This is a genomic window from Roseimicrobium sp. ORNL1, assembly GCF_011044495.1.
GTDB lineage: Bacteria > Verrucomicrobiota > Verrucomicrobiia > Verrucomicrobiales > Verrucomicrobiaceae > Roseimicrobium.
On record NZ_CP049143.1, the window covers coordinates 7,016,901 to 7,040,489 of the forward strand.

Here is a 23,589-nt window from a genome sequence, read left to right on the forward strand (position 1 = left end):
ACGGAAGGGCAAAGGGCATGAGAAAAGGAATACGCGGGCATGTGGCGCCCCTTCTCATCCCTGATTGCGCATCCTGAACTGTTTCGGCGTCATGCCGGTGCGTTTGCGGAACTGCTGGGTGAAGGCGCTCTGGTCGCAGAAGCCGTGGTTCAGCGCGATCTCAATGATGGGCGCAGACGTCTTCGCCAGGGACTCCGCAGCAGACTGGATGCGCGTGCGCAACATGAGCTCGTGAGGTGTGAGACCGAGAGTGGCTTGAAGCTGGCGGTGCAGATGCCGCTCGGAAACGCCGGCGGCTTTGGCGAGTTCAGCGGTGGAGACGTTCTTGTCACAGTTCTTCCGCGCATACTGCACGGCTGCGGTGACTTCACGCACGTCGTGATGGCGCATGCGGTCCTCATCGCGGCGCGTGATGCCCATGACGCCGATGACCTGGCCCTCCTTGTCCAGCACAGGGAGCTTGGTGGTGAGGAACCAGTCAAGATTCCGCTGCTCGTCGTACCAGACTTCGAGGCGGTTGATGAGCGGCTTGCGGCTGCGCATCACCATCTGGTCGTCCTCGCGGAAGGCCTGCGCGAGCTCCGCGGGGAAGAACTTCTCATCCATGGCGCCCACCAGTTCCCGCTCGTTCTTGATGCCAAACCGGGTAAAGGTCACGCTGTTCGCCGCAATGTGCCTGCCGTGAGCATCTTTCACAAAAAAGAAGACGCCCGGCAGGTGCTCAAAAATGGCCCGAACCCCCTGTGGATCGGCCATGCGGGCGAAAAAGTCCGCCTGAAGACGCGGTGAAGCCATGGCGGGATTTTAACAAACATTGGCAGGCTGTCACCAAACAACCGGCGGGCTTTGAAGGTATTTATCGGCGCTATTCTTCCCCCGAAATCCGCCCGCCCGCTCCTATGGTCAAGCTCACCCGCCAGCTCTTCCTTGCTGCCCTCTTAAGTCTGTCGTCCGCCGTTGCGCAAGAGAACGTCGAGTTCCCACCGAAACCTCCGGTAAAACCGCTCTCACCGAGCGAAGCCGCGAAGACCTTCCAGCTTCCTCCGGGTTACCGGCTCGAGCTCATCCTCAGCGAGCCGGAGATCGTAGACCCGGTGTGCATGGCCTTCGATGGCAATGGCCGCCTCTATGTGGCGGAGATGCGCACCTACATGCCGGACATCGATGGCACGAATCAACTTGTGCCCAACAGCCGGGTTTCCGTGCACTGGTCCAGCAAAAACGATGGCGTGTATGACCAGCATCGCATCTTCGCGGACAAGCTCATGCTGCCCCGCCTCCTGCTCCCACTCGCGGACGGCATATTGATTGGCGAGACGGATACGAATGACATCCACCTCTACAAGGACACCAATGGCGATGGTGTCAGTGATGAGAAGAAGCAGGTGTATCAGGGTGGCCCACGCGGTGGAAACCTGGAGCACCAGCCCAGCGGTCTCACGTGGGCGAATGACAACTGGCTCTACACGGCGGTGAACAACTACCGCCTGCGCTGGAAGGACGGCCAGCTCATCAAGCAGGACATTCCCGGCAATGGCGGCCAGTGGGGCGGCACGCAGGATGATGACGGCAAGTTCTGGGTGGTGAATGCCGGTGGCGAAAAAGGCCCGTTGAACTTCCAGCAGCACATCCTCTACGGACAGTTCGCCACGAGGAATCAATTCGAGCCAGGCTTCGAAGTCGTGTGGCCCGCGATGGGCTTGCGCGACTACCAAGGCGGCCCCGGCAAGTCCCGCGATGACGACACACTGAACCACTTCACCGCGACCTGCGGCGGTGAAATCTACCGCGGTGACCAGCTCCCGGCGGAACTGAAGGGGAACCTCTTCTTTGGCGAACCGGTGGGCCGCCTCGTGCGCCGCAGCACCATCGAGGTGAATGATGGCATCACCATTCTGCATAATCCCTATCCGCAGAATGAATTCCTCCGCAGCTCGGACGCCTGCTTCCGTCCAGTGGACATGAAGACGGCGCCGGATGGCACGCTCTACATCGTGGATATGTATCGCGGCATCATCCAGGAGGGAAACTGGACACGTGACGGCAGCTACCTGCGCAAGGTAATCCTGCAGCACAGCATGGACAAGATCATCGGTCGTGGCCGCATCTGGCGCCTCGTGCACGAGAGCACGAAACCCGTGCCCGCTCCGAAGCTGATCGATGCTTCACCCAAAGAACTCGCCGCGGCCCTGGCGCACCCGAATGGCTGGTATCGTGACACGGCCCAGAAGATTCTGGTGCTGAAACAGGACAAGAGCATCGCCCCCACCCTCGCGGAAATGGTGCAGAAGCATGAGAATGCCCTCGCTCGTATCCACGCCTTGTGGACGCTGGAAGGACTGGGTGCGCTCACTCCGGACATCATCCGCACCGCGCTGAAGGACGCCTCGCCACAAGTACGTCGCGCCGGCATCCGCGCCAGTGAGTCGCTGGTGGATGAGAAGCTGCAGCAGGACGTGATGGCCCTCGCCAAGGACAGCGATCCCTCCGTGGTGATTCAGGTCTGCCTCACGGCGAAGCTCATGAAATGGAAGGACTACGCGAAGTTCGTGAACCTCGCGGCACTCGGCACGCCTTCCAAAGGCGTGAAGGACATCGCCACCCAGATCCTCACGAACAGCGCAGAATTCCCCCGCGAACTTGGCGGCACACAGAAGGAATCCATGCACCGCGGCCAGGCAATCTTCCAGGAGTTGTGCTTCACCTGCCACGGCCTCGATGGCAAGGGCACGGCGATCGACGGACCCACCGGTCCCATGTTGCTCGCGCCACCGCTCTCCGGCTCGAAGGTGGTCATGGGGCATCGCGATGGCCTCGTCCTCGCCCTACTGCACGGCGTGACCGGTCCGGTGAATGGCAAGACCTACCAAGCACAGATGATTCCCATGGCGAACAACCCGGACGAGTGGATCTCCGATGTACTCAGCTATGTGCGCAATCGCTTCGGCAACGCCGGCACCTTCATCGAGCCCAAGGACGTGGCTCGCGTGCGCAAGGAATACCAGGCCCGCACGGCACCCATGACGGAGGAGGAAATCTTCGCCTCCGCCCCGCCCGTGCTGATGAACCGCAAGAACTGGAAACTCACCACCAGCGAAAAGGCAGATGGTCTGGCTGGGTGTGTCGATGGAGATCTAAAGTCCAAGTGGACCAGCGAGAAGCCCTTGAACAACGGCATGTGGCTCACCATCGAGCTGCCGGTGGAATCCACCATCAATGGGCTGCGTTTCTCCTTCAGCGCGGGTGGCGGTTACCTCTCACGAAACCTACGTGTGGAGACATCTGCCGATGGCAAAGCCTGGAGCAAGCCGGTCTACAATGGCGGCGCGACCACGAACCTGACCGAGATCGCCTTCTCCCCTACCAAGGCGAAGTTCATCAAGATCACGCAGACCGGCGGTGGCGACAAGCGCACCCCATGGAACATCCATGAGGTGGACGTCACCACGCCCCGAAACGCGATGCCCTGAGACCCCTACACCCTTCCGCGCTGCCATTCCCGCTGCCTCCCAAAACAGGTCGAGGCAGTGGGAATCTTGCGTAGGCCCACCTTTACAGGTGCGGACATTGCTCGCTTTTGTGTAGATTCCATGGTGGATCGGCGTTGTGCTGATTCATCCACATGGCGCAGACTTCCAGCACCCTCCCCCGTATCCTCGTCGTCGGCTGTGGCAGCATTGGGGAGCGGCACCTGCGCTGTTTCCAGGCGACGAAGCGCTGCAAGGTGGAGGTCTGCGATGCCAATGCCACGCTGCTGCATACCGTGGCCGAGCGATATGCGGTAAAGGCGCAGCCAGACTTCGCCGCGGCCCTGAAGTCCAGCCGCTATGATGCCCTCGTTATTTGCACCCCGGCACAGACCCACCTTCTCATCGCAAGGCAGGGGGCCGAGCACGGAGCAGCCCTGCTGATTGAGAAGCCGCTGTCGACCTCGCTGGACGGTGTGGAGGAGACCCGCTGCGCCATTGAACGAAGCGGTCGACACGTGGCGGTGGCTTATGTGTATCACGTCTTTCCCTGGATACTCGCGGCGCAGGAGTTTGTGAAGACCGGAGCCCTTGGGCGGGTGCTACATGCCACCCTGTGCGCGGGTCAGCATTTCCCCACCTTCCGCCCGGCCTACCGGGATATCTACTACGCGAAACGCGAGACCGGTGGCGGCTGCATCCAGGACGCGATCACGCATGCCATGAATGCCATGGAATGGCTGCTGGGCCCCGCGACGCGTGTCTTCTGCGATGCCTCCCATCAAATGCTCGAGGGCGTGACGGTGGAGGACACGGTGAACCTCTCCGTGCGCCACGACAATGTCCTGGTGAGCTATGCTATGAACCAGTTCCAGACACCCAATGAGCTGGCCTTTACCCTCCACGGTGAAAAGGGCAGCCTGAGCGTCGAGCATCATCACCGGCGCTGGGGTACTATGATGCGCGGCGAAACAGAGTGGTCCTGGCGCACCACGCCACCGCTGGAGAGGGACGACCTTTTCATCGCGCAGGCCAATGCCTTCCTGGATGGCATGGATGGCATGGAGGGCAAGCCGTCGCCGTTGTGTACTTTTGAAGAGGGCGTGCAGACACTGAAGTTCAACCTCGCAGCGCTGCGTTCCATGGACTCTGGATTACCCGTGACCATCTCATGACATGATCCCACCCGGACAGGAAATCCGCCTGGCCATGCTGGGCATGATTGAGGGGAACGGACACCCCTATTCCTGGTCTGCTATTATCAATGGTTATGACCCCGAAGCGATGGCCGCCTGTCCTTATGCAGCCATCCCGGGTTACCTAGGCAGGCAGCCGCTCGACTCCGTGCGTATTCCCGGGGCACGAGTCACACATCTGTGGACGGACAATCCCGCGGAGGCGGAGCCGGTTGCCAAGGCCAGCTTGATTGAGCACATCGTTTCCAAACCGGAGGAAGTGATCGGTCACGTGGATGCCGTGATCATCTCCACGGATGATGGTGACAATCACGTGAAGCGCGCACGCCCGTTTGTGGAAGCGGGGCTCCCGGTTTTTGTGGACAAGCCCATGGCCACCAACCTGCCAGATCTGCTGCAATTCGTCCGCTGGCACAAAACGGGCAAGGTCATCCTTTCCACGAGCGGCATGCGCTACGCGCCGGAGATGCGCCAGGCTGAGGCGATGCGACCGGACCTGGGTGACCTGCGCTGGATCACCAGCTTCACGTGCAAGACCTGGGAACGCTACGGCATCCACGCGCTGGAGGCGGTGTACCCACTGCTGGGCACCGGATTCATGAGCGCGCGCACCATGCATCAGGCAGGATCGGATGTGGTGCATCTCACCCACGTCAGCGGCGCCCAGGTGACGCTGGGAGCCATTCACGATGCATATGGCAGCTTCGGCGCGGTGCACTTGTACGGTACCAAGGGACAGCTCGCCCTCCGGCTCACGGATACGTATCCTGCTTTTCGCGGACAGCTCCTCGCCTTCATTGAGATGCTGCGCACGGGCGTCCGCCCGGTGCCTTTTGAGCAGACCGTGGATCTCATGGCCATCGTCATTGCCGGCATTCAAAGCCGCGAAAAGGGGGGTATAGAGATCCCCCTCGTGAATGTCTGGTCTGATATCATCGTAACCTCCACCACACTTTCATGAAACCCCGAAAAAGCCGCCTCCTCCGTGAACTCAATGCCGGTGCCAATCCGTGCACGCTGAAACTGAACCTCAACGATCCCCGCATCATCGAGCTGGCCGGCCTGGCCGGAGCGGCTGCCGTGTGGCTGTGCAACGAGCATGTGCCCAATGACTGGACCAACCTGGAACACCAGGTGCGCGCAGCGAAGCTGCATGACATGGATACCATCGTGCGCGTGAGCAAAGGCAGCTACAGCGACTATGTGAAGCCATTCGAAATGGATGCCACCGCCATCATGGTGCCACACGTGGGCACCGCCGAGGAGGCGCGCAAGATTGTGGAGATGACGCGATTCCAACCGCTGGGACGCCGGCCCATTGATGGGGGAAATATCGATGGCGCCTTCTGCCAGCTTCCCATGACCGAGTACCTGAAACACGGCAACACGGAGAAGTTGCTCATTCTGCAAATCGAGTCGCCGGAAGCACTCGCGAACGTGGAAGAGATTGCAGCAGTGCCCGGCTTCGATATTCTGCTCTTCGGCCCTGGAGACTTCAGCCATCTGATTGGCAAGGCGGGTCAGGTTGGCGATGCGGAGGTAGTGGCAGCACGCAAACGTGTGGCAGAGGCCGCGCGCGAGCATGGTAAGCATCTCATGATTCCCGGCATGGTGGCACCGCGCCCGGAGCTCGAAAGCGAAGGCTGGCGCATCTTCAACCTCGGCGCCGACGTGCTCAGCCTCGGCGCGGCCTTCAACAAGCTGGTGTCCGACTACACAGGCACCTCCGCTGCCATGCCCGCCGCCGTCTACAATTCCAAATCATGAGCATGAGCGCCCTCGAAGATTTCAGCCTGCGTGGCAAGGTGGTGGTGCTCACCGGAGGCGCAGGCCTCTTTGGTCGTGGCCTCGCGGCGATGCTCGCGGAATCCGGCGCCACCCTGGTGCTGGCTGCACGCAATGTGGAGAAGCTCGACTACGTGGTGCGCGCCGAGCGGGCGCGTGGCTTCGATGTGCATGCGGAGTCGCTGGATCAGGGCGAGGAGAAGTCCATTCTTGCCCTGCGTGACCGAGTAATAAGCCAGCATGGACGGGTGGATGGATTGGTGAACAATGCCGTGCTGCGCGTCATGAAGTCACCTCAAGATGATGTCTCCACCTGGGAGCAATCGATGAAGGTGAATGCCACGGGACTGATGCTGATCACGCGTGCCTTTGGTGACGCCATGGCGGCGAACAGCAACGGCGGCAGCATCGTGAACATCGGCAGCATTCAAGGAGCGGTGGGCGCCAGCCTGGAGCTTTATGAAGGCACGGATATGGGCGTACCCCCGCCAGACTACTTCTTCCACAAGGGCGGCATGATGAATCTCACCCGCTATCACGCCGCCATCTACGGGTCGAAGAACATCCGCGTGAACTGCCTGCTTCCGGGTGGATTCTTCAATCACCAGCCGGAGCCGTTTCTCACCCGCTACAACCAGCACACCATGCTCAATCGCATGGCCGGTGAGCGCGACCTGGGCGGTGCGGTGATCTTCTTGCTAAGCGATGCCTCGCGCTATATCACGGCGGCGATGATCCCGGTGGATGGTGGATATACTGCGAAGTAGACCGCCCGCCTGCTGCTACTGCTTCAGCAACTCCGCGAGCGGAATGCGCCAGCACTTGTCGGTGCGGTGCTTCTTGGCGTCTTCGCCACCGAGGCAGTAGACGTATCTCCCATCGCTGACAAGACCCACCATGGCGGCGATGGGAAGTGATTTGCCCAAGCGGTAGTTGTTCTTCTTTGTGTTGTAGACGAAGCTCGCGGATCGGAACGATTCAGGATCGCCACCGTAGCCGCCGGCGAGATAGATCTGCGTGTCATCCAGCCGCAACGCGGTGACGCCACGCCATGGCATGGGATAGGGTCGAATGGGTGACCACGACATGGTCCCGGCGCGAAACACTCGTGCTTCAGCCAGATTCTCCACGGTGGTTGGTGAAGTAGCGCGGGCGCTGGTGAAGGCATAAAACGCATCTCCACACACGACTCCGGTGGAAATGAAGAGCTGTGCGGATTTGTCTTCGGGCAGCCGTTCCGCCTTGTCGCCCCTGAGTAGCACCCGCTGCCCAAATGACAAAACGCCATCCAGCTTTGCCGGGTCTGGACTGCCGCCGAAGACATACAAACTTCCCTCACTCCCCTCGCCCAACAAGCCCCCCACAGCGAGGCTCGTGCCTTCTGCAAGGCGATGCGGTGTGGTGGAAATCCTCTTGTCTGCGCCAATCTTCAGCACCTCGGTGCGACTCTGTTTCCCATCAAAACCACCCGCGATGAGCAAGCCATCATCGGCCTCGACCGATACTCCATAGGCCAGAGGATTCGGGAGCTTGCCCAGAGGTTTCCATTGGTTCGCTGAGGCGTCATAGGTCCACACGTCATCAAGCCACACCTTCACGTCATCCTTCCATGTCGTACCGCCGGCAATGACAATCTGGCCCTCTACGGCACCTGTTGCGAAGCCGCCATTGGGCACTGGCAATGGGGCGATGGGTTCCCACTCGGCAGCAGCGATGATTCCAGTGGCGGCGAGAGTCATCAGGCTGCTACTCCACACGCTTTTCATCAGGGTCCGTGGCACGTTCATAAATGTCATGGCGGGAATTGCCCTCTTGCCAGCCGTGACGCAGACGCACATCGCTGGATCCGCTGAGCTCGCCGGGGTGGCTGGGAGGGGTCTTGTCCTCCACGCGACGCATTTCCCACCAGCACTGGCCGCGATGATTGTGCTCATGATCCACCACGAAGCCGGCCTCCCGCATCACCGGGCCTATCCAGCCCATGCAGTGGTCGCAGTAGTCGTGATATTGGATGAGTCCATTTCGCATGAGGAAACCTTTTGAGGGACACGCATGCATGTCGATGCGGAAGACATCGTGACACGCGGTCATGGCATAGCCAGCCGCCTCTTCATCCAGCGTATGGTGCCAGTATTTTTTCATGCCCTCGAAGCCACCCGCGATGATGGTGGCCGAGGCATGCTGCTGGGAGTCCTTCGCTATCGCCTCCTCCCAATACTCACGCACCAGAGTGTGGCCGCCTTCCTTCTCCAGCCAGCCAAAGGTCCACTCGTAGTGCCCGCAGAAGTCGTAGGCGCCAATCATACGGCTTCGGCGATGTCCTCCAGGTTTTGCGGAGGCACGCCTGCTTCACGTTTCAGGAATCGTTGGGTGCAGCTTCCATTGCCACCGGACACACGCACCGTGTATCCGGCCGGTGCAGCCATGGCCTCACTGATATAGTAGCAGTGCTGGCACAGGCAGGGTAGCATGGCGCGGCCGTTGTCACGCAGGTGCTTGATGAGAGGACATACCTTCACCTCAAGACGCACTTCATCTGCAAGCTCACTCACCTCCACCGACGCTCCCGGTTCGGCGTTGAAGAAGTCACGCCAGTATCTGGCAATGGCTTTCGCACCGCCCTCCTTCCACTGGGCTGTCACCGGCGCATGATAGTGTGTTCCCAGTTCCGTCCAATAGCGCTTCAGGCCTTCCATGCCCAGCTTGCGCAGCACGAACTGGAAGGTGGCATTGATGGCGAAGTAGAAATCCGCGGCGCCTACCGGCTTGGTATCGGTGTAGGGCAGCGCGGATTCGGTGGCTGGCATGAGGGATATACGACGAACGCCGCGCAACCTTACGGGATGACTACCGCGGTGCCAGTCACACCATTTCCTGTGCCCAGCAATGCATCCAAATCCCGGCCACACTGGCCGATGTAGCTGAGCACGGAGGCGAAGTCGCTGCCGTAGTTCAGGAACTGGCACCCCAGCTCCACGGCGATGCGCGCATCCTCCGCCGTGCCCACGGGGAAGCCCCAGGGCTTGCCGTGCTTCCGGCAGGCTGCGGCCATGCGTTCAACTGCGGGACGCAGTACGGGGTCCTGGATGGAAGGCTGGCAGCCGAGACGCAGAGAGAGATCGCCAGGCCCCATGAAGACAATATCGACACCGGGCACGGCAGCAATCTCATCAATATTCTCCAGCGCCTCGGGAGATTCGATCTGGACGATGAGCGCGGTCTCGGTGTTGGCCTTGTGAATGTAGTCCGGATCACGATTCACCCAAAACTCCGCATCCACGCCTGCGCCATCCAGACCGCGATCTCCCAGTGGCGGATACTTCGTGGCCTGCACCAGCCGCTTCGCCTGCTCGGCGGTATTCACCATCGGAATCATCAGGGCCGTAGCCCCGTCTTCGAGAAGGCGGGAAAGCTGGGCCCGTTCCTGTGTGGGCGGGCGCCACACACAATCGATATCCGCCACACGGGTCTGCAGGATCATGGCTTCAATCTGCCGCGGATCCCAGGCGCGATGCTCGGCGCATACCCACACGGCATCGAAGGCTGCATGTTTTGCAAGATGCGGGTAGAAGGGGATGAAATTGCCTGTGGAGCAAACCCGGGCGACACCGCCGGAGCGGATCTTGGCGAGGAGCAGGGAGCGACGGAACATGATGTCGCGACTCTGCGAGGCATCGCCGCCGGTGCAATGGGAAAGCGGACAAATGATTTTCCTTTAGTGCGCAAGGTCCCGACAACAGTTGCGTATGCCCAAGATGGCGAATTTTTCCTGGCTGGATTACACCATCTTCGGCGCCTATCTCCTGACCTCCGTGGCCATCGGCCTCTTCTCCGCACGAGGACAGTCCACCATGAAGGACTACTTCCTTGCGGGGCAAAAGGTGAACCGCTTTGTGGTCGCCATGACCATTCTCGCCGCGTTGTTCTCAGGGGTGAGCTACATCGCCGGACCTGCGGAGGTGTATAAAAATGGCATCGCCTTCTCACTGGTGATGCTGTCGTTTTTCATCGCCACGCCATTCACCGCCATCTTTCTCCTGCCCTACTTTTATAACAGCCGGTACTTCACCGCGTACCATTTCTTCCAGGATCGATTTTCGCTTCCAGTGAGGCTGCTTGCGTCTGGCTTGTTTATCCTGCGGGTATCCCTCTGGCTGGCGGCTGCGACCTATGCACCCGCACTCGCTCTAGAGAAAGTCACAGGGCTGCCGCTGTGGTTCACCATTCTGTGCACCGGCATGCTCACCACCGTGTATACGGTGTTCGGCGGGATGAAGGCAGTCATCTGGACGGATGTCATGCAACTTGCCGTCCTCTTCGGCGGGCAATTGCTCATCGTTCTTCTGGCGACCTCGAAAATACCAGGTGGCTTTGCGGGTGTGTGGGAGACGGCGGGAGCAGATGGCAAGTTGAACATCAGCTTCTCCTTCGACCCGAGTGTGCATGCGACCTTCTGGGCCACGATCATCGGGGGAGCTTTTCTCAGTCTTGTGCAAATGGCGACCGACCAGGTATCCGTGCAGCGCTACCTCACCGCAGGCAGCCTGCGTGATGCGCAACGCTCGCTATGGATCAAGCTATGGATGATGCTTCCCGTGTTGGTTCTGTTCTACGGCACCGGACTGGTGCTCTATGCCTTCTACAAGGTACAAGGCGACCCGCTCACGAATGGCCTCATCCAAAAGGAAGATCAGATCCTGCCCTTCTTCGTAGTGACGCAGCTCCCGGCGGGATTGGCGGGCGTGCTCATCGCGGCCATCTTTGCCGCCAGCATGTCCACCGTCTCCGCAGGCATCAATTCGTTGACATCAGCAACGCTTTGCGACTTCTACCAGACCCTGAGCAAACCCGATTTCCTCACTGAGAAGTCGCTGCTCGCCAAATCACGGTGGTATACCCTCTTCTTTGGAGTGCTGGTGACCGCGCTGGCCTTCTTCATCTCCACGATGAAGAGCAATCTGGTGCAATCGGTGAATACCATCATCGCGCTGGTCGGCGGACCGATGGTGGGGCTGTTTCTCCTGGGAATCTTCACGAAGAAGGCGGATACGCGCGGCGCCATCATTGGATGCGTGGTGGGATTCGTGGCGCTTCTGGGCATCAATCTCTTCGCGGCACAACACGTGAACTTCCTCTGGCACACGATGATTGGCACCATCATCACGATGGTATTCGGCCTGCTTACTTCCGGCCGATCTGAGTTACCGTCAGTCCACCATCGATCACCATGATCTCCCCGGTGATGTAGCTAGCGGCATCCGAGCAAAAAAAGACGACAGCGCCGGAGCAATCCTCCGGTGTGCCCACCCGTCCCAGCAGAATTTTTTTCTCGTAGTGAACGAGTAGATCAGCGGACTGCGGCTCCATCCACACACTGGTAAGAGGCGTGCGAATGAGACCTGGAGCAATGCCATTCACACGAATGCCATGGGGCGCGAGCGAGACAGCCAGTGAGCGCGTGAGCATCACCAATGCGCCCTTGCTGGAATCATAGGCACAGGAATCTGCCTCCGCCTGGAAGCCATTCGTGCTGGCGGTGATGACAATGCAGCCAGGGCGCCTCTCTGTCACCAGCTGCTTGGCAAAGGCCTGAGCCAGGAAGAATGAGGCGCGCACATTGAGATTCATGGTGCGGTCCCAGCGCTCGCGTGTCATTTCCAGCACTGGCAGGTCAAAGAAGCTGCCGGCATTGCACACCAGGATATCGAGACCGGGCTCGGCGGCGAAGGCCTGGGAGATGAGAGATTCGCTGGCATCGTCCGCGAGCAAGTCACTCTGCACATAGCGGCTGTCTTCGGGCACTTCAGCGGGCTTGGCATCCAGCCCGTGAAACACCACACGTGCGCCCGCTTCCTTCAACACAAGACCTGCCGCAAGTCCAATGCCTTGCGATGATCCGGTCACCAGCGCGGAGCGCCCTTCAAGCGAGAATGCTTTCATCTGCAAGCTTCAGGTAAGCGCGGGTATTCACATCGGCAACCCGCTGCACCACTTCTTCTCCACACTTCTTCAAAGCGGTGACCTCCGCTTCATAGGTGCTGATGAGCTTCACCACCTCATTGTTGATTTCAGCCGCGTAGCTGTAGAACGGTGAGTCGCTGCCCCAGAGGAACTTGCTCGGATAGGCGGCGGCAAGATCGGCGATCACACGGGCAGGATCGGTGTAGTCCGTATCGAAGCGCCGTTCCTTCGGCGCCACATAAGGGAGGCCATCCACGACGCCTTTGCAGTGGATGCAATGCGCCGAGCAATCGAACCACGCATTCGGCAGTGCCTGGATGCGGTCGAGGCATTCCTTGTCATAGCGGCAGGAGTGCGCGGCGCAGAAGCGGATGTCCGGGTTCGCCTCGGCGATATCAATGATGTCATGCGCCTGCGCCCAGAGGTCGCTCTCTGCCACACTGCTGTGGATGAGGAACGGGATGTCCCACTGACGGGCAAGATCCAGGAAGATGCTGCCTTCGTGCGCGAGACGTTTGATGTCAGACTGGATGATGGTGCTCTGAATCTTGATGCCGTGGAAGCGGTACTCTTCGCGCAACTTCTCCAGCTCGCGAGCCTGCACGCCGGTATCGCGCATGGGATCCACCATCACAAAGGGCAGCACCTTCTTGCCCTCTTCGGGGAAGAGCCGCTGGCACTCGTCCAGCAGACGCCGGTTTTCGAACGCATAAGGCACCTCCTCCAGCGACGTGCCGGATCCGAAGCGCACCGACCCTTCACGAAAGCCGGTGACATCCATCGCCGCATACGAGACGAAGGGGAACGCAATCCAATGCGTCACGCCCAGTGATTCGCCTTCCTGCAGCATGTCCACCATCTGCTGTGCATAGGGGAAGTCACCGTGCAGGTAGAAGAGCATGTCTGCTCCAATGTGGTTGTGGCAGTCGATGATCATGATGGAAGAGCGTGAAGCGAATTAGGAAACGAATCACCAGGACGTCCACCCACCGTCCACCGCGAGGTTTTGTCCGGTGATGTAGGAGGAAGCGTCACTGAGGAGAAACGCGACGGATCCGGCAATTTCATCAGCCTGACCCACGCGCCCCAGTGGCACCTTGGCGGCGAGCCGCTCGACGAATTCGGGCTGGCCTTGCTGAATGAGGGGATTGGGAAACGGTCCAGGCGAGATGCTGTTGCAGCGCACTGCCTGCCTGCCCCAGTGCACGGCAAGGTAGCGAGCCATCTGCTGGATGCCCGCCTTGCCCACGCCGTACTCGATGGGGTTGGGATTCATCGGTGTCTCGTAGATGCGTGGATCCGTCGAGACACTGCCGTACATGCTGGAGAAAAGTACCATGCTACCGCCGGCGTGATTCACCATGTGCTCACCAACCGCGCGGCACAGGGCGAAGGTGGCGGTGAGATTGCCATGGTTCACTCTATCGAAATCTTCGATGCCGAGGTCCTCCATGCGCTTCGCGGTGGAGGCATAGGTGAGCACAGCAAGACCATCGGGTACTCCATAGGTAGCGACGTGCTCAGCGACAAACTTCAACGTGGCGGTGACATCACCCACATCCAGAGAAGCAGTGAGTACGACAGAGCTGAGGTTCTCCTCCGTCACGAATTGCTGCGCGCGCTGTTCCATATCCACGCACAGCACGCGTGCCTTCATCTCTGCGAGCAAACGCACCACCGCGCGTCCCAGGTATCCCGCGCCGCCGAAGACCCAGATGTTCTTCCCAGAGAGGTCAAAGGGATTCTTTCCGGTCGGCATGGTGACGTGGAGTGGTGGGCGAACTGGCGCGCTTACTTCGGCAAATTCTTCCTCAGGAACCGCAGGAAGTTTCCGTGCATGATGTTGTCGATATCCTCGGACTTGTAACCACGGTCGGCCAGCAAGGCAGGTACCTTCTGCAGATCCGCGATGGTCTCCAGATCGAGCGGTGCCTGTTCCTTGCCAAACCCGCCGTCGAGGTCCGTGCCAATACCGGCATGCAAGGAATTGCCCGCGAGCTGGCATACGTGATCGATGTGATCCACCATGTGCTTGAGGCTCACTCCGGTATCCTGAGGCTTCGTGGTGAACTTCACCCAGCCCGGCACCATCATCCAAGCATCCAGGGCGGCACCGATGACACCACCGCGCTCAATCACACACTTGAGTTGCTCGTCCGAAAACTGGCGCTGATGATTCACCAGCGCGCGGCAGTTCTGGTGGCTGGCCCAGATGGGGCCCTGGAAGAGTTCCACCGCCTCCCAGAACGCGGGGTCCGTGAGGTGCGTGGTATCCATGATCATGTGCAGGCGATCCATTTCCTGCACGAGTTCGCGACCTCTGGCGGTGAGCGGTCCGTCCCACTCCGTGCCAGGCGCATAAGTACCAGGGCCGTAGTGCGCAGGACCCACAATGCGCAGGCCGTCATTGTAGGAGCGCTCCAGATGCTGCAGCGTGATCATCGAGTCTGCACCTTCCAGCGTGAGTACGTAGCCGATAGGGAGCTTCTCCGTATTCTCCGGAGCGTCACGCCCGGTCCAGAGCTCCAGCACTTCTTCCAGCTGCGCGGCCGTGCGGATCTGACGCATCTCCCCAGCCTCCTCCATGGCGCGGTACCACGCGAGCTGGGCCTGGGTCATGGCCCACGCCTGCGCAGGCGAGTGCCACCCCGGGAACTGGCGATTCGAGGGCTTCACGTAGCGCGCGATCTGCGTGGCCACGCAGATGCCGATACGCCCGCGCCGCATGTCCGGAAAACTCACGACACCATTGCCTCGATCTTTTCGGTCGGTCTGTCCCTGTTCACGCTCGCGGATCTCGGTGACAGGGCGGGTGAAGTCGCGGTTCCACTCCAGGGCGTTCATGGAGAGGTCCAGGTGGGCGTCGAGAATGAAGGGCTGAGACTGGGACATGAAGGGAAATACTGCCGGTGATTACGTATTCACTCTTGATGATTCAATATCGGGAGTGCATCATTAGGCTCTGCCTTAGACAGACAGCACACGCTCCCGGCCCGCCACGCGCCAGGCGTCGTCGACATGGCCATCGCGCACCACATTGGCATAGGAGTGCAGCGCCACGGTGGGACAGATGTGCCACGGGACGCCGTAAAGCACGTCGCCGATGGAGAACTCATCCGCACGCGACGTCTCCAGCACGAGGTGCTCCTCGCTGTGCATCACCGCTTTCGCATCCGGCAGATTCAGGAAATGCACGCGCGGATGCGGATTCTCCGCGGCAATGGCCTTGTGTCCCAGATCCACCGTGAGGCGACCCGAGGAAGGCTTGCTGATTACACGTGTCAGCACCAGCGCCGCGTGCAGGAAGTCGAGATCGGGGTGCTTCGTGCCATATCCCCAGTCCCAGAGCACACATGTGCCGGGGCTGCATTCGTACGAGCCACGCACGGCATGAATGCCAAAGGTGGGTGTGCCGCTGGCGATGTAGTTCGGCACGGGTAGTCCCACGGAGAGCAGTCGCTCGCGGAATGCCTCCACGCTGGTGAAGGCATTCTCGACCGCTGCCTTGCGTGCCGCGAGATCGGGATCGTGGATATGGCCATCGTACGCATGGATGCCCGCCGCCTTCAGACCTGGCAGCTTGGTGAGCAGGCGGTAGAGTTCAAAAGCTGCATCATCGGGAGCGATGCCGGTGCGATGCATGCCGCAGTCCAGATCGAGATACACCTCAAGGGTGATGCCGGCATTGTCACAAGCTTCAGACAAGGCACGCGCGGCGAATTCGCTGTCCGTGGTCGCGGCGAACTTCGTGTGCGGGTACTTCTTCACCAGGCGCAGCAGCCGGGCGATGTTTGGCCCCACGGGTGGATAGGCCAGCAATACTTCGTCCGCACCCTCGGCAGCTGTCATTTCCGCCTCGGCGATGGTGGCACATTTGAACTTGGTGATGCCATGCACGAGATGCAGCTTGATGACCTCCGGCATCTTGTGCGTCTTCATGTGAGGCCGGAGACGGGCGGGGGAATCATCTACCATCTTCACCATGCGGCGCAGGTTTTCCTCGATGCGGTGGGGCCATACCGCCAGGGAGGGAGTGGGGATGTCACTGATGTTCGAAATCTCGTACCAGGGAGGAGTCATGGAAATGCAAATGTGCCTGAGCGAAGCTTGAAGGGAGGAAAGGCGCAACAAAAAGCGCAAAGAAGCATGGCAGATGCGGCATCCTTGTTGCGTTGGGAATCACTCCTACACTCTCATGTCCGATATTCTTGCCTCACTCTCTGGTTTGTATTCCGCCGTAGTCGCCGACGTGCTGGATGGTCTCGGTCTGCGTTTCCAGACCCTCGCCCCGCACATCCGTCCGCTCACCCCCACACAGAAGATCTGCGGCAGGGTCTTTCCCGCCCGCGCGGTGACAGTCCTGGCCATTCCTGCCGAGCCGTACAAGCTGGAAATCGCCGCCGTGGACGGCATGGCGAAGGGAGATGTCCTCGTGGTGGATGCTGGTGATGACCGCACCTGTGGCTTTTGGGGTGAACTCCTCACCACCGCCTGCTTGTACAAAGGGGTGGGCGGCGTGGTGATGACGGCTTGCACGCGGGACATGTGGAAGATCAAGGAACTCGACTTCCCCATCTTTGGCATCGGATACCACCCTGCGGATAGCAAAGGCCGCGCGGATATCATCGAAATCGGCGAACCCATCACTATCGGAGGAGTCACCACGAAGGTCGGTGATTACATCCTCGGCGACGAAGATGGCGTGGTCATCATCCCCGGTGAAGTGGCGGAGGAAACCGTGAAGCTGGCCCTGGAGAAAGTCAGCGGTGAAAACATCGCCCGCGCTGACCTGGCAAGCGGCGTGCCCATGGGCGAAGTGTTCCGCAAGCATGGAATTTTGTGACGCATGGCATCACGTCGCCGGCCATGGACAAGCCCTCTTCATTATGATTTGATTGCTCATGCTTGTCTGCGTCGGCAACACCTATGTTCATAAAAATGGGCCGAGCGGGCGCTTTTGGTGCTACACCTGCATCGCGGAACATGAGTATCACCGGATTGATGTGCACGACATGTTCCACTTCTGTTTCATTCCCCTTTATTCTCAAGGGATTGTCCAGTCGATCATCACCTGTCATGGATGCGGCAACCTGTTTGATGGTGCCGTCCTACGCGGCATGACGGACGAGCAACTTGCCCAGACCCGCCAACTTATAGGCACCTGGCTAAGTGAGAAATCTGTCGAGCACATCCAGAAACTACTGACCGACTGGCGTGTGCCGGACCATCAAATCAAGCGTCTTGTTGGTCTGGCATTGGGAGATGCCGTGCGCAAGTGCCCCAGGTGTGCCCTGTCTTACCATCCGTCCATGGAGCACTGCCTGGAGTGCAGGGGCGCGCTTTCCCAGCCGCAAGCGGCCGAAAACAAAGCCTGGGACATGAGTTTCCTGGTGAAGCCCAAAGGCTGAATCCTCCGTACCGTGAGCCGGCTCGCCATGGGCGAGGTGTTTCGCAAGCAGATCCCGATGCTCAGTGCCCATGCCGCACAGATCTGCGCAACAGCAGGAACACTCCCCAAAGCATCGCGAGGACTACAGCCAACAGGGCCACAGTCTGCAAAACAGAGATCGTCGTTCGGCTTGCAGCTGACCACCAGATAATGCGCGACCACTCGCGTTTCATGGGCGCGATCTCTTCGGAGGGCGCGCCATATTCTTGTGCCATGTGCAGATAAGAAGTGGCATTTTCCAAAAATGCCGTTTGCGCTTCCACTAGGGCCAGTTCCTTCAGAAGTTGGGCCACGATGGGATCCTTGGGCTTCACAAAAAGCATTCTGGCAGAGAGCTGAATCCACAGGGAGCGATGAAGATCCGTGGCATCCACAGGGCGCTGCCTTGTTTGCAGTTTGTAGTTCAAATCGCGGAGGCGTGAAAAGTCCGCTTCCGTGATGGTGTGACTCTTCAGCCAATCGGGGTCAGACTTCAGTTTGATTTTGGTCTCCAGAATGCGGGCGTGCAGCCACTCCGTTTTCATGTGGGAGTCCGGATTGCGACGAATGCCCTCCAGAATCCACTGCAGGGCTTTCTCATCATTGCCGGAGAGTTCGTAGGCTGTGCCCAAATTTGCCGCCGTGTAGTAACGGTTGGGGTGTTTTTCCTCCAGTGCCTCCAGCATGGCGACCGCTCTTGGGGCATCGCCGTCCATCAGCACTTCGACGGCAGCATTGCTTTCCCTATCGATGGGGTCAGTCGAATCTGGGAACCGTTTGAGGATGTTCAGCATGCGTCCTTTGGACGAGAGAGTTAGACTCCCCTGAAGATCTTCAGGGGTCAGATCCTCCTTTGTCGTAAGGTCTTGTCCATCAATGGTCGTGCCCCGGAGCCACAAGCACGCACTTGCATCCCCGAGCATGACCAGCAGGAAGAATATCGCCATACCCAGCGGGACACGAAAAGACAGACGCATGAAACTTTTTTAGGGGAACGGGCACCCCCTGACCAGCGTTATCTCTGTATGCCTCGCATCCTCCTCGCCGGAATCTTCCATGAGACTCATACCTTCGTGGATGAGCGCACGGAGTTGAAGGACTTTGCAGTCCTACGAGGTGCGGAGATGCTGGCGTGCAAGGGAGATGGCTCTCCCTTGGGAGGCTTCCTGGAAGCCGCGGCGCTTTATGGATGGGAGATTCTGCCCACGGTCGATATGCGGGCGCAGCCGGGCGGGATGGTGGCGGATGAGGTCCTGGATGTGTGGTGGCGCGACTTCCTCGTGGAGGGCGCGTCCGATGCCCTGCGCGATGGCAAGGTGGATGCCGTTTATCTTGTGCTCCATGGCGCGATGACCACACCTTCCTATGATGACGTGGAAGGCGAGATTCTGGAACGCATCCGCCATCTGGATGGAGGAGCCACGCTGCCCATCTTTGGCGTGTATGACCTGCACGCGCACTTCTCCGAGCGCATGGCGAAGCAAGCGAGCTGCCTTGTAGGTTATCGCGAAAACCCACACACAGATGGCGAGGCCATGGCCATTCTCGCGGCGGAGTTGCTTCACGGCACGCTACAAACGGAATCCTCTCCGCGCATGTACTGGCGGCATGCAGGCATCGTGTGGCCGCCCACGGGCACGGGCACGGCAGATTCACCGATGCGCGATCTAGAGGCCATGGCGCGCCGGTTAGAGCTGGAGCACTCGTCCTTCCTCGCAGTGAATGTGATCGCGGGCTTCGCCTTTGGGGACACCCATGACACAGGCGTAAGCTTTTCCATCTCGACCACGGGCGATGAATTCGAGGCCAACGCAGCCCTTCGGCAGCTCTGTCATGCTGCCTGGGAACTCCGCCGCGCAGGAGACAAGACGGAGGCACTGGTGGATGAAATCGTGAAGGCGCTGGTCGACGAACACCCCACGCTGCCCCGTGGACCCGTGGTGCTGGTGGAACCGGCAGACAACATCGGCGGAGGCGCCCCCGGAGACGGCACCGGACTGTTGCGTTCATTGATTCGTCACGGCGCAACGCATGCCGCGGTGGCCATTGCTGATCCCGCATCCGTATCAGCACTGCAAGACGTGCCGATAGGCGCCACAACGACGCTGGACGTCGGCGGCAAGGGCAGCCGTCTGGATGAGGGACCGCTTCATCTCGAAGTGACACTGGTCTCGCGAAGCGATGGCACCTTCCACCTTGAGGATCGCCAGAGCCATCTCGCCAGCATGTGCGGCACGACCTTTCACATGGGCCCGTGCGCCGTGGTGAAACATGCCGGAGTGACCATTCTCTTGTCCTCCGTGAAGACACCGCCCTTCGACCTCGCCCAGTGGCGCAGTCAGGGCATCCAACCGGAAACGCAAGGCATCATCGGTGCGAAGGCAGCCGTCGCTCACCGGAGAGCCTATGACCCCATCGCCTCAAAGATGATATGGGTGGATACACCCGGTCCCTGCCGCAGCGACGTGCGAAAGCTGCCCTATGTGAAGATTCGCCGGCCTATCTGGCCGCTGAGTGAGCAGGAGAAATGAAAGACGTTCAGGAAACGCAAAGCAGCGGAGCAGCAAAGGAGGCGAAATCGAGAGAAGGCTGGGAGGAGACGCGGTCAAGACTGCGTGATCGATGGGCTGGCGTGCGTATGTTCAAACCCTCACTCACACGCAATCACTCTCCTTCTCATCATGACTGAAGTCACCTACCCCACATTGCCCGACACGCCCACTTCTCACCTGCCTTTCAGCCCCGTGATTCGCGCGGGAGACTTTGTGTTCGTCTCCGGCCAGGCGTCCGTAGATGCCTCAGGGCAAATCGTGAGCGATACGTTTGAAGGCGAGTTCCGTCGTTCGGTGGAGAATCTCAAAAAGGTGCTAGAAGCCGCCGGCTGTAGTCTTGCTGATGTGATCCAGACTCGGAACTACGTGCGCGATGCCTCCGACGTGGTGGAGTACAACAAACTGTACCGCGAGTATTTCACGGAGCCCTATCCAACACGCACCACCATCACCAACTGCCTGCCACCGAGCTTGCGGTATGAAATTGAAGCAGTGGCCGTGGTGCGGAAATAGTTACCTGTCGTAGAAAGCGGGGGCAGGCTCATCCTGTCCCCTGACTTTCTCACTCCAAGACAAGATGCCTACCTCGCCGCCAGCGCCTCGCGGATGATCGGCTCCATAACATCCGCCTGACGGACGAAGCCAAGGTCGTTCGGGTGCGAGCCATCGGTGGCTCCATCGCCGTCATCGCCCAGGAGATTGTCGCCTTCCACGTAGAAGAGCTTCTTCACGCCTTCTTCTTTCAGGGTGGCAAAGGCCTTCTTCAACGCAGCGTGATTCGCCGTGTGGTGCTCATAGCGTGAAGGCTGGATCCAGGCATTGGTATTACGCCGGTCCTCCACGAGCACGATGGGCGTCTCTGGACGCTTGGCGCGAAGCTGTTTCACCAGCGGGATGGTCCGCTCGGTCACGAGTTTCGCATCCATGTTCGGCAGGCAGTCGATCACGTACACCGCAGGGTCGAGCCGCACGAGGAAGTCCCCCACCGCAGCATCCATCTTCCCATTGCCGGAGAAGCCGAGGTTCAGCACGGGCATCTCGAAGCGGCGTCCCAGGATCGCCGGGTGACACATGCCGGGACGCGAGGCGCAGGCCCCGTGGGTGATGGAGGTGCCGTAGAAGACAATCATGCCCTTCTGCGCCGGAGCGATACCCTCGAAGGATGCGCCTTCATTCACTCCGATTTCCAGCTTATCGATTCCATTGTAGAGCGGCAGGTAGAGCATCCACTCGCGGGGTTCCTTTGGCACGCCATTGATGAGCATGGCGGAGAACTCCTGCGCGGCCGGGCGGGACACATTCACCCAACGCCATTTGCCCTTCGCATCCCGCGCGTACAGGTCCACGCCGCTCACGCCCGTGGCAGGCATATGTGGCATGGCCAGCGCAGGTGACATCAGCTTGTAGCGCACGTGGATGGTGGTGGCGTCACTCTTGAACCGCACAAGCATGCCAGCGCTGTTCCGGCTCAGGCTCCAGACCGCGGGCGTCACCTTGCCCTCGGCGCTGCCGGGGAGGCGGTCGTAGTAGCGCTTGCGTTCCTCATCGGGCCAGCAGCGCCCCTCCACACCCCAGGTTTCCGGATTGTGCCATTTGAGCGGGATTTCCTCCTTCTTCTGCAGGGCCATGTTCGGATCCAGCTTGGTGGCATCCGGCGTTCCCGCCTTCGGCACAGGCTTGGTGGCCGTCTGGGCTTGGGCAGCGAGCGGGAGAGCGGTGGAGGCAGCGAGAGTAGCGGAGAAGAAGTGGCGTCGGTTCATGCGCTTCACGTTACGGGAGCATGACCGTTTGGCTTGCAGCAGGTTCGCCTGATTTGCGGTGCGGGTTGCATTCCGGCGGTACTCCACGATGGTTTGTTCCCTTCCTTTTGCTGTCACTCCCAAGTACCGTCGTACATACAAGTCAACATCCATGGAAATCCGCATCGCCACCACGCCTGAGGAGAAGGAAGAGGTCTACCACCTGCGCTATCAGGCGTATGTGGAGGAGTTGGGCTGGAGGCCTGAGGACGTCGATGACGCAAACAAGCGTCTTCATGACGCGGAAGACGAGACCGAGACCATCTACTACGTGATGGACGGTGAGAAGATGGTGGCCACGTGCCGCCAGCACTTTGGCGCGGGCCGTCTCGACGCGAAGACGCGTGCCAAGTATACGCTGGACAAGTTTGCCGAGTTTCCAGATGAGGAGTTCGGCTTCACGTACCGTCTTGTGGTGCTGCCGGAGTATCGCGGCACGACGGTGCTCATCCGCCTGTTGTTGCGCGTGTATGAAGATGTGTGGAAGAAGGGCCTGCGCTTCAGCTTCTGCTATTGCCGCCCGCGGCTCATCAATGTGTACGAGCGCCTCGGCTTCATCCGCTACAAGGACAATTTCCTGGTGGAAGAACAGGGCTACATGGCTCCCATGCTCCTGGTGGTGGATGATGCGAATCACCTGAATGCCGTGCGCTCTCCCTTCCTGCGCACCTGCCGGCAGTTCAAGCCGGGCACACAGAATGCGGAATGGTTCAGCCGTACCTTCCCCGGCATGCGGGAGTGCATTCAAATGCAGTTCCTGGAGCCCGAAGAGTTCCTCAAACAATGGGCGGAAGCGCTTGAGGCTCCGACCACCACGCTGCTGCATGGGTTGATACCAGAGCAGATCCAGCGCTTGATTTCCGAAGGCGCCGTGATGACCGTGAAGGCGGGAGACATCCTGCTGCGCGAAGGCGAGGCCGGGCATGAAATGTTCCTGATGCTCTCCGGTATGGCGCGGTTCACCATTGAAACACCTGATGGTTCCAAAGCCTTCCTGAGTTCCGCGGGCACCGGTGAAGTCTTTGGAGAAATCTCCCTGGTGGCACACACGCCGCGTACGGCAACGGTGCAGGCGATCACGGACATGGAGGTACTGGTGATCACGCAGGACTTCATCCGCCGCTCCATGAAGGCGCATCCGGAGATCGCGATTCAGATGCTCTACAACCTCACGGTGCTGCTGGGCCTCCGCTTGAAGAACACCACCGATCGCCTCAAGGGTGCGCTGCAGGAATCCACGAAGATGGCCAAGGCACTGGCGACGCAATCGAAGCCGCGCGTAGAGCGCCCGATACTGACACCTGATGAGTTGATTGAAGCGAATCAAGTGACCATCCAGCACGTGCACCGCCCGAGTGGAGGCGCGTGAATGCAGGAGGTTAGGCCTTCGGGCCTGACAGG

General features: G+C 59.9%; 23 protein-coding genes. 11 read left to right on the top strand and 12 right to left on the bottom strand.

All coding sequences use genetic code 11. From position 1 onward, the window contains the following. Nucleotides 1-54 precede the first annotated feature (54 nt). The gene (locus G5S37_RS28215) at nt 55-795 is read right to left on the bottom strand and encodes a helix-turn-helix domain-containing protein (RefSeq protein ID WP_206026187.1); all 741 of its coding nucleotides are present in this window, start codon (nt 793-795) and stop codon (nt 55-57) included. Nucleotides 796-899: 104 nt separating this feature from the next. On the opposite strand from G5S37_RS28215, the gene G5S37_RS28220 reads away from it, so the two are divergent. The 5 genes from G5S37_RS28220 to G5S37_RS28240 all read left to right on the top strand — a co-directional run bounded on the left by G5S37_RS28220 (nt 900) and on the right by G5S37_RS28240 (nt 7,215). Further along, nucleotides 900-3,470, top strand: coding sequence for a discoidin domain-containing protein (locus G5S37_RS28220; RefSeq protein WP_165209032.1), 2,571 nt, complete (start codon nt 900-902; stop codon nt 3,468-3,470). Between the two features lie 152 nt (nt 3,471-3,622). After that, nucleotides 3,623-4,642: a Gfo/Idh/MocA family oxidoreductase gene (locus G5S37_RS28225; protein WP_165209035.1), complete on the top strand. Its 1,020-nt coding sequence runs from the start codon at nt 3,623-3,625 to the stop codon at nt 4,640-4,642. Between the two features lies 1 nt (nt 4,643). Next, the gene (locus G5S37_RS28230) at nt 4,644-5,624 is read left to right on the top strand and encodes a Gfo/Idh/MocA family oxidoreductase (protein ID WP_206026188.1); all 981 of its coding nucleotides are present in this window, start codon (nt 4,644-4,646) and stop codon (nt 5,622-5,624) included. Continuing rightward, the gene (locus G5S37_RS28235; RefSeq protein WP_165209038.1) at nt 5,621-6,430 is read left to right on the top strand and encodes an aldolase/citrate lyase family protein; all 810 of its coding nucleotides are present in this window, start codon (nt 5,621-5,623) and stop codon (nt 6,428-6,430) included. The genes G5S37_RS28230 and G5S37_RS28235 overlap by 4 nt, the downstream gene beginning before the upstream one ends. 2 nt (nt 6,431-6,432) lie before the next feature. Beyond that, the gene (locus tag G5S37_RS28240; protein ID WP_240914731.1) at nt 6,433-7,215 is read left to right on the top strand and encodes an SDR family oxidoreductase; all 783 of its coding nucleotides are present in this window, start codon (nt 6,433-6,435) and stop codon (nt 7,213-7,215) included. Nucleotides 7,216-7,230: 15 nt separating this feature from the next. Here the strand turns inward: G5S37_RS28240 and G5S37_RS28245 are convergent, their stop codons facing one another. From G5S37_RS28245 to G5S37_RS28260, 4 genes are read right to left on the bottom strand one after another with little or no spacing between them, the layout of a single operon-like run. Beyond that, on the bottom strand, nt 7,231-8,187 hold the full coding sequence (locus G5S37_RS28245) for a kelch repeat-containing protein (RefSeq protein ID WP_165209044.1): 957 nt from the start codon (nt 8,185-8,187) through the stop codon (nt 7,231-7,233). Nucleotides 8,188-8,194: 7 nt separating this feature from the next. Then, nucleotides 8,195-8,752 carry a hypothetical protein gene (locus G5S37_RS28250; protein WP_165209047.1) on the bottom strand — a complete coding sequence of 186 codons (558 nt, stop codon included), beginning with the start codon at nt 8,750-8,752 and terminating at the stop codon, nt 8,195-8,197. Then, complete coding sequence (locus G5S37_RS28255) at nt 8,749-9,255, bottom strand: hypothetical protein (protein ID WP_240914732.1); 507 nt, start codon at nt 9,253-9,255, stop codon at nt 8,749-8,751. Before G5S37_RS28255 ends, G5S37_RS28250 begins: the two co-directional genes overlap by 4 nt. A 29-nt stretch (nt 9,256-9,284) precedes the next feature. Further along, nucleotides 9,285-10,100 (bottom strand): aldolase/citrate lyase family protein, encoded by an 816-nt coding sequence (locus G5S37_RS28260; RefSeq protein WP_165209050.1) that lies wholly within the window; start codon nt 10,098-10,100, stop codon nt 9,285-9,287. Between the two features lie 103 nt (nt 10,101-10,203). On the opposite strand from G5S37_RS28260, the gene G5S37_RS28265 reads away from it, so the two are divergent. Further along, complete coding sequence (locus tag G5S37_RS28265) at nt 10,204-11,679, top strand: sodium/solute symporter (protein ID WP_165209053.1); 1,476 nt, start codon at nt 10,204-10,206, stop codon at nt 11,677-11,679. On the opposite strand, the gene G5S37_RS28270 is transcribed toward G5S37_RS28265, so the two are convergent. From G5S37_RS28270 to G5S37_RS28290, 5 genes are all read right to left on the bottom strand, one after another. Next, a complete protein-coding gene (locus G5S37_RS28270; protein WP_165209056.1) occupies nt 11,630-12,388 on the bottom strand; it encodes an SDR family oxidoreductase in 759 nt (252 codons plus the stop codon). The genes G5S37_RS28265 and G5S37_RS28270 overlap by 50 nt on opposite strands. After that, nucleotides 12,369-13,346 (bottom strand): amidohydrolase family protein, encoded by a 978-nt coding sequence (locus G5S37_RS28275; RefSeq protein WP_165209059.1) that lies wholly within the window; start codon nt 13,344-13,346, stop codon nt 12,369-12,371. The genes G5S37_RS28270 and G5S37_RS28275 overlap by 20 nt, the downstream gene beginning before the upstream one ends. 33 nt (nt 13,347-13,379) lie before the next feature. Further along, a complete protein-coding gene (locus tag G5S37_RS28280) occupies nt 13,380-14,168 on the bottom strand; it encodes an SDR family oxidoreductase (RefSeq protein ID WP_165209062.1) in 789 nt (262 codons plus the stop codon). A gap of 32 nt (nt 14,169-14,200) precedes the next feature. Then, nucleotides 14,201-15,301, bottom strand: coding sequence for a membrane dipeptidase (locus G5S37_RS28285; RefSeq protein ID WP_165209065.1), 1,101 nt, complete (start codon nt 15,299-15,301; stop codon nt 14,201-14,203). 75 nt (nt 15,302-15,376) lie between these two features. Beyond that, on the bottom strand, nt 15,377-16,489 hold the full coding sequence (locus G5S37_RS28290; protein WP_240914733.1) for a D-TA family PLP-dependent enzyme: 1,113 nt from the start codon (nt 16,487-16,489) through the stop codon (nt 15,377-15,379). Between the two features lie 115 nt (nt 16,490-16,604). Here G5S37_RS28290 and G5S37_RS28295 point away from each other — a divergent pair, with 115 nt between their 5' ends. Together G5S37_RS28295 and G5S37_RS28300 are read left to right on the top strand one after the other, a co-directional pair. Continuing rightward, the gene (locus tag G5S37_RS28295) at nt 16,605-17,252 is read left to right on the top strand and encodes an RraA family protein (RefSeq protein WP_165209068.1); all 648 of its coding nucleotides are present in this window, start codon (nt 16,605-16,607) and stop codon (nt 17,250-17,252) included. Nucleotides 17,253-17,310: 58 nt separating this feature from the next. After that, nucleotides 17,311-17,817: a zinc-ribbon domain-containing protein gene (locus G5S37_RS28300; protein WP_165209071.1), complete on the top strand. Its 507-nt coding sequence runs from the start codon at nt 17,311-17,313 to the stop codon at nt 17,815-17,817. Nucleotides 17,818-17,878: 61 nt separating this feature from the next. On the opposite strand, the gene G5S37_RS28305 is transcribed toward G5S37_RS28300, so the two are convergent. Next, a complete protein-coding gene (locus G5S37_RS28305; protein ID WP_165209074.1) occupies nt 17,879-18,631 on the bottom strand; it encodes a hypothetical protein in 753 nt (250 codons plus the stop codon). 231 nt (nt 18,632-18,862) lie between these two features. Between G5S37_RS28305 and G5S37_RS28310 the strand changes: the two genes are divergently transcribed. Then, complete coding sequence (locus G5S37_RS28310; protein WP_165209077.1) at nt 18,863-20,368, top strand: M81 family metallopeptidase; 1,506 nt, start codon at nt 18,863-18,865, stop codon at nt 20,366-20,368. A gap of 150 nt (nt 20,369-20,518) precedes the next feature. Further along, entirely contained in the window at nt 20,519-20,902 is a 384-nt protein-coding gene (locus tag G5S37_RS28315) for a RidA family protein (RefSeq protein WP_165209080.1), read from the top strand. Between the two features lie 68 nt (nt 20,903-20,970). Here G5S37_RS28315 and G5S37_RS28320 read toward each other — a convergent pair whose 3' ends face one another. Further along, nucleotides 20,971-22,149, bottom strand: coding sequence for an SGNH/GDSL hydrolase family protein (locus G5S37_RS28320; RefSeq protein ID WP_165209083.1), 1,179 nt, complete (start codon nt 22,147-22,149; stop codon nt 20,971-20,973). 151 nt (nt 22,150-22,300) lie between these two features. Here G5S37_RS28320 and G5S37_RS28325 point away from each other — a divergent pair, with 151 nt between their 5' ends. Beyond that, entirely contained in the window at nt 22,301-23,557 is a 1,257-nt protein-coding gene (locus tag G5S37_RS28325) for a GNAT family N-acetyltransferase (protein WP_165209086.1), read from the top strand. Nucleotides 23,558-23,589 lie beyond the last annotated feature (32 nt).

Coding starts and splice junctions, on each gene's coding strand:
- G5S37_RS28215 (WP_206026187.1), bottom strand. CDS start 795: ATGGCTTCACCGCGTCTTCAGGCGGACTTTTTCGCCCGCATGGCCGAT.
- G5S37_RS28220 (WP_165209032.1), top strand. CDS start 900: ATGGTCAAGCTCACCCGCCAGCTCTTCCTTGCTGCCCTCTTAAGTCTG.
- G5S37_RS28225 (WP_165209035.1), top strand. CDS start 3,623: ATGGCGCAGACTTCCAGCACCCTCCCCCGTATCCTCGTCGTCGGCTGT.
- G5S37_RS28230 (WP_206026188.1), top strand. CDS start 4,644: ATGATCCCACCCGGACAGGAAATCCGCCTGGCCATGCTGGGCATGATT.
- G5S37_RS28235 (WP_165209038.1), top strand. CDS start 5,621: ATGAAACCCCGAAAAAGCCGCCTCCTCCGTGAACTCAATGCCGGTGCC.
- G5S37_RS28240 (WP_240914731.1), top strand. CDS start 6,433: ATGAGCGCCCTCGAAGATTTCAGCCTGCGTGGCAAGGTGGTGGTGCTC.
- G5S37_RS28245 (WP_165209044.1), bottom strand. CDS start 8,187: ATGACTCTCGCCGCCACTGGAATCATCGCTGCTGCCGAGTGGGAACCC.
- G5S37_RS28250 (WP_165209047.1), bottom strand. CDS start 8,752: ATGATTGGCGCCTACGACTTCTGCGGGCACTACGAGTGGACCTTTGGC.
- G5S37_RS28255 (WP_240914732.1), bottom strand. CDS start 9,255: ATGCCAGCCACCGAATCCGCGCTGCCCTACACCGATACCAAGCCGGTA.
- G5S37_RS28260 (WP_165209050.1), bottom strand. CDS start 10,100: ATGTTCCGTCGCTCCCTGCTCCTCGCCAAGATCCGCTCCGGCGGTGTC.
- G5S37_RS28265 (WP_165209053.1), top strand. CDS start 10,204: ATGGCGAATTTTTCCTGGCTGGATTACACCATCTTCGGCGCCTATCTC.
- G5S37_RS28270 (WP_165209056.1), bottom strand. CDS start 12,388: ATGAAAGCATTCTCGCTTGAAGGGCGCTCCGCGCTGGTGACCGGATCA.
- G5S37_RS28275 (WP_165209059.1), bottom strand. CDS start 13,346: ATGATCATCGACTGCCACAACCACATTGGAGCAGACATGCTCTTCTAC.
- G5S37_RS28280 (WP_165209062.1), bottom strand. CDS start 14,168: ATGCCGACCGGAAAGAATCCCTTTGACCTCTCTGGGAAGAACATCTGG.
- G5S37_RS28285 (WP_165209065.1), bottom strand. CDS start 15,301: ATGTCCCAGTCTCAGCCCTTCATTCTCGACGCCCACCTGGACCTCTCC.
- G5S37_RS28290 (WP_240914733.1), bottom strand. CDS start 16,489: ATGACTCCTCCCTGGTACGAGATTTCGAACATCAGTGACATCCCCACT.
- G5S37_RS28295 (WP_165209068.1), top strand. CDS start 16,605: ATGTCCGATATTCTTGCCTCACTCTCTGGTTTGTATTCCGCCGTAGTC.
- G5S37_RS28300 (WP_165209071.1), top strand. CDS start 17,311: ATGCTTGTCTGCGTCGGCAACACCTATGTTCATAAAAATGGGCCGAGC.
- G5S37_RS28305 (WP_165209074.1), bottom strand. CDS start 18,631: ATGCTGAACATCCTCAAACGGTTCCCAGATTCGACTGACCCCATCGAT.
- G5S37_RS28310 (WP_165209077.1), top strand. CDS start 18,863: ATGCCTCGCATCCTCCTCGCCGGAATCTTCCATGAGACTCATACCTTC.
- G5S37_RS28315 (WP_165209080.1), top strand. CDS start 20,519: ATGACTGAAGTCACCTACCCCACATTGCCCGACACGCCCACTTCTCAC.
- G5S37_RS28320 (WP_165209083.1), bottom strand. CDS start 22,149: ATGAACCGACGCCACTTCTTCTCCGCTACTCTCGCTGCCTCCACCGCT.
- G5S37_RS28325 (WP_165209086.1), top strand. CDS start 22,301: ATGGAAATCCGCATCGCCACCACGCCTGAGGAGAAGGAAGAGGTCTAC.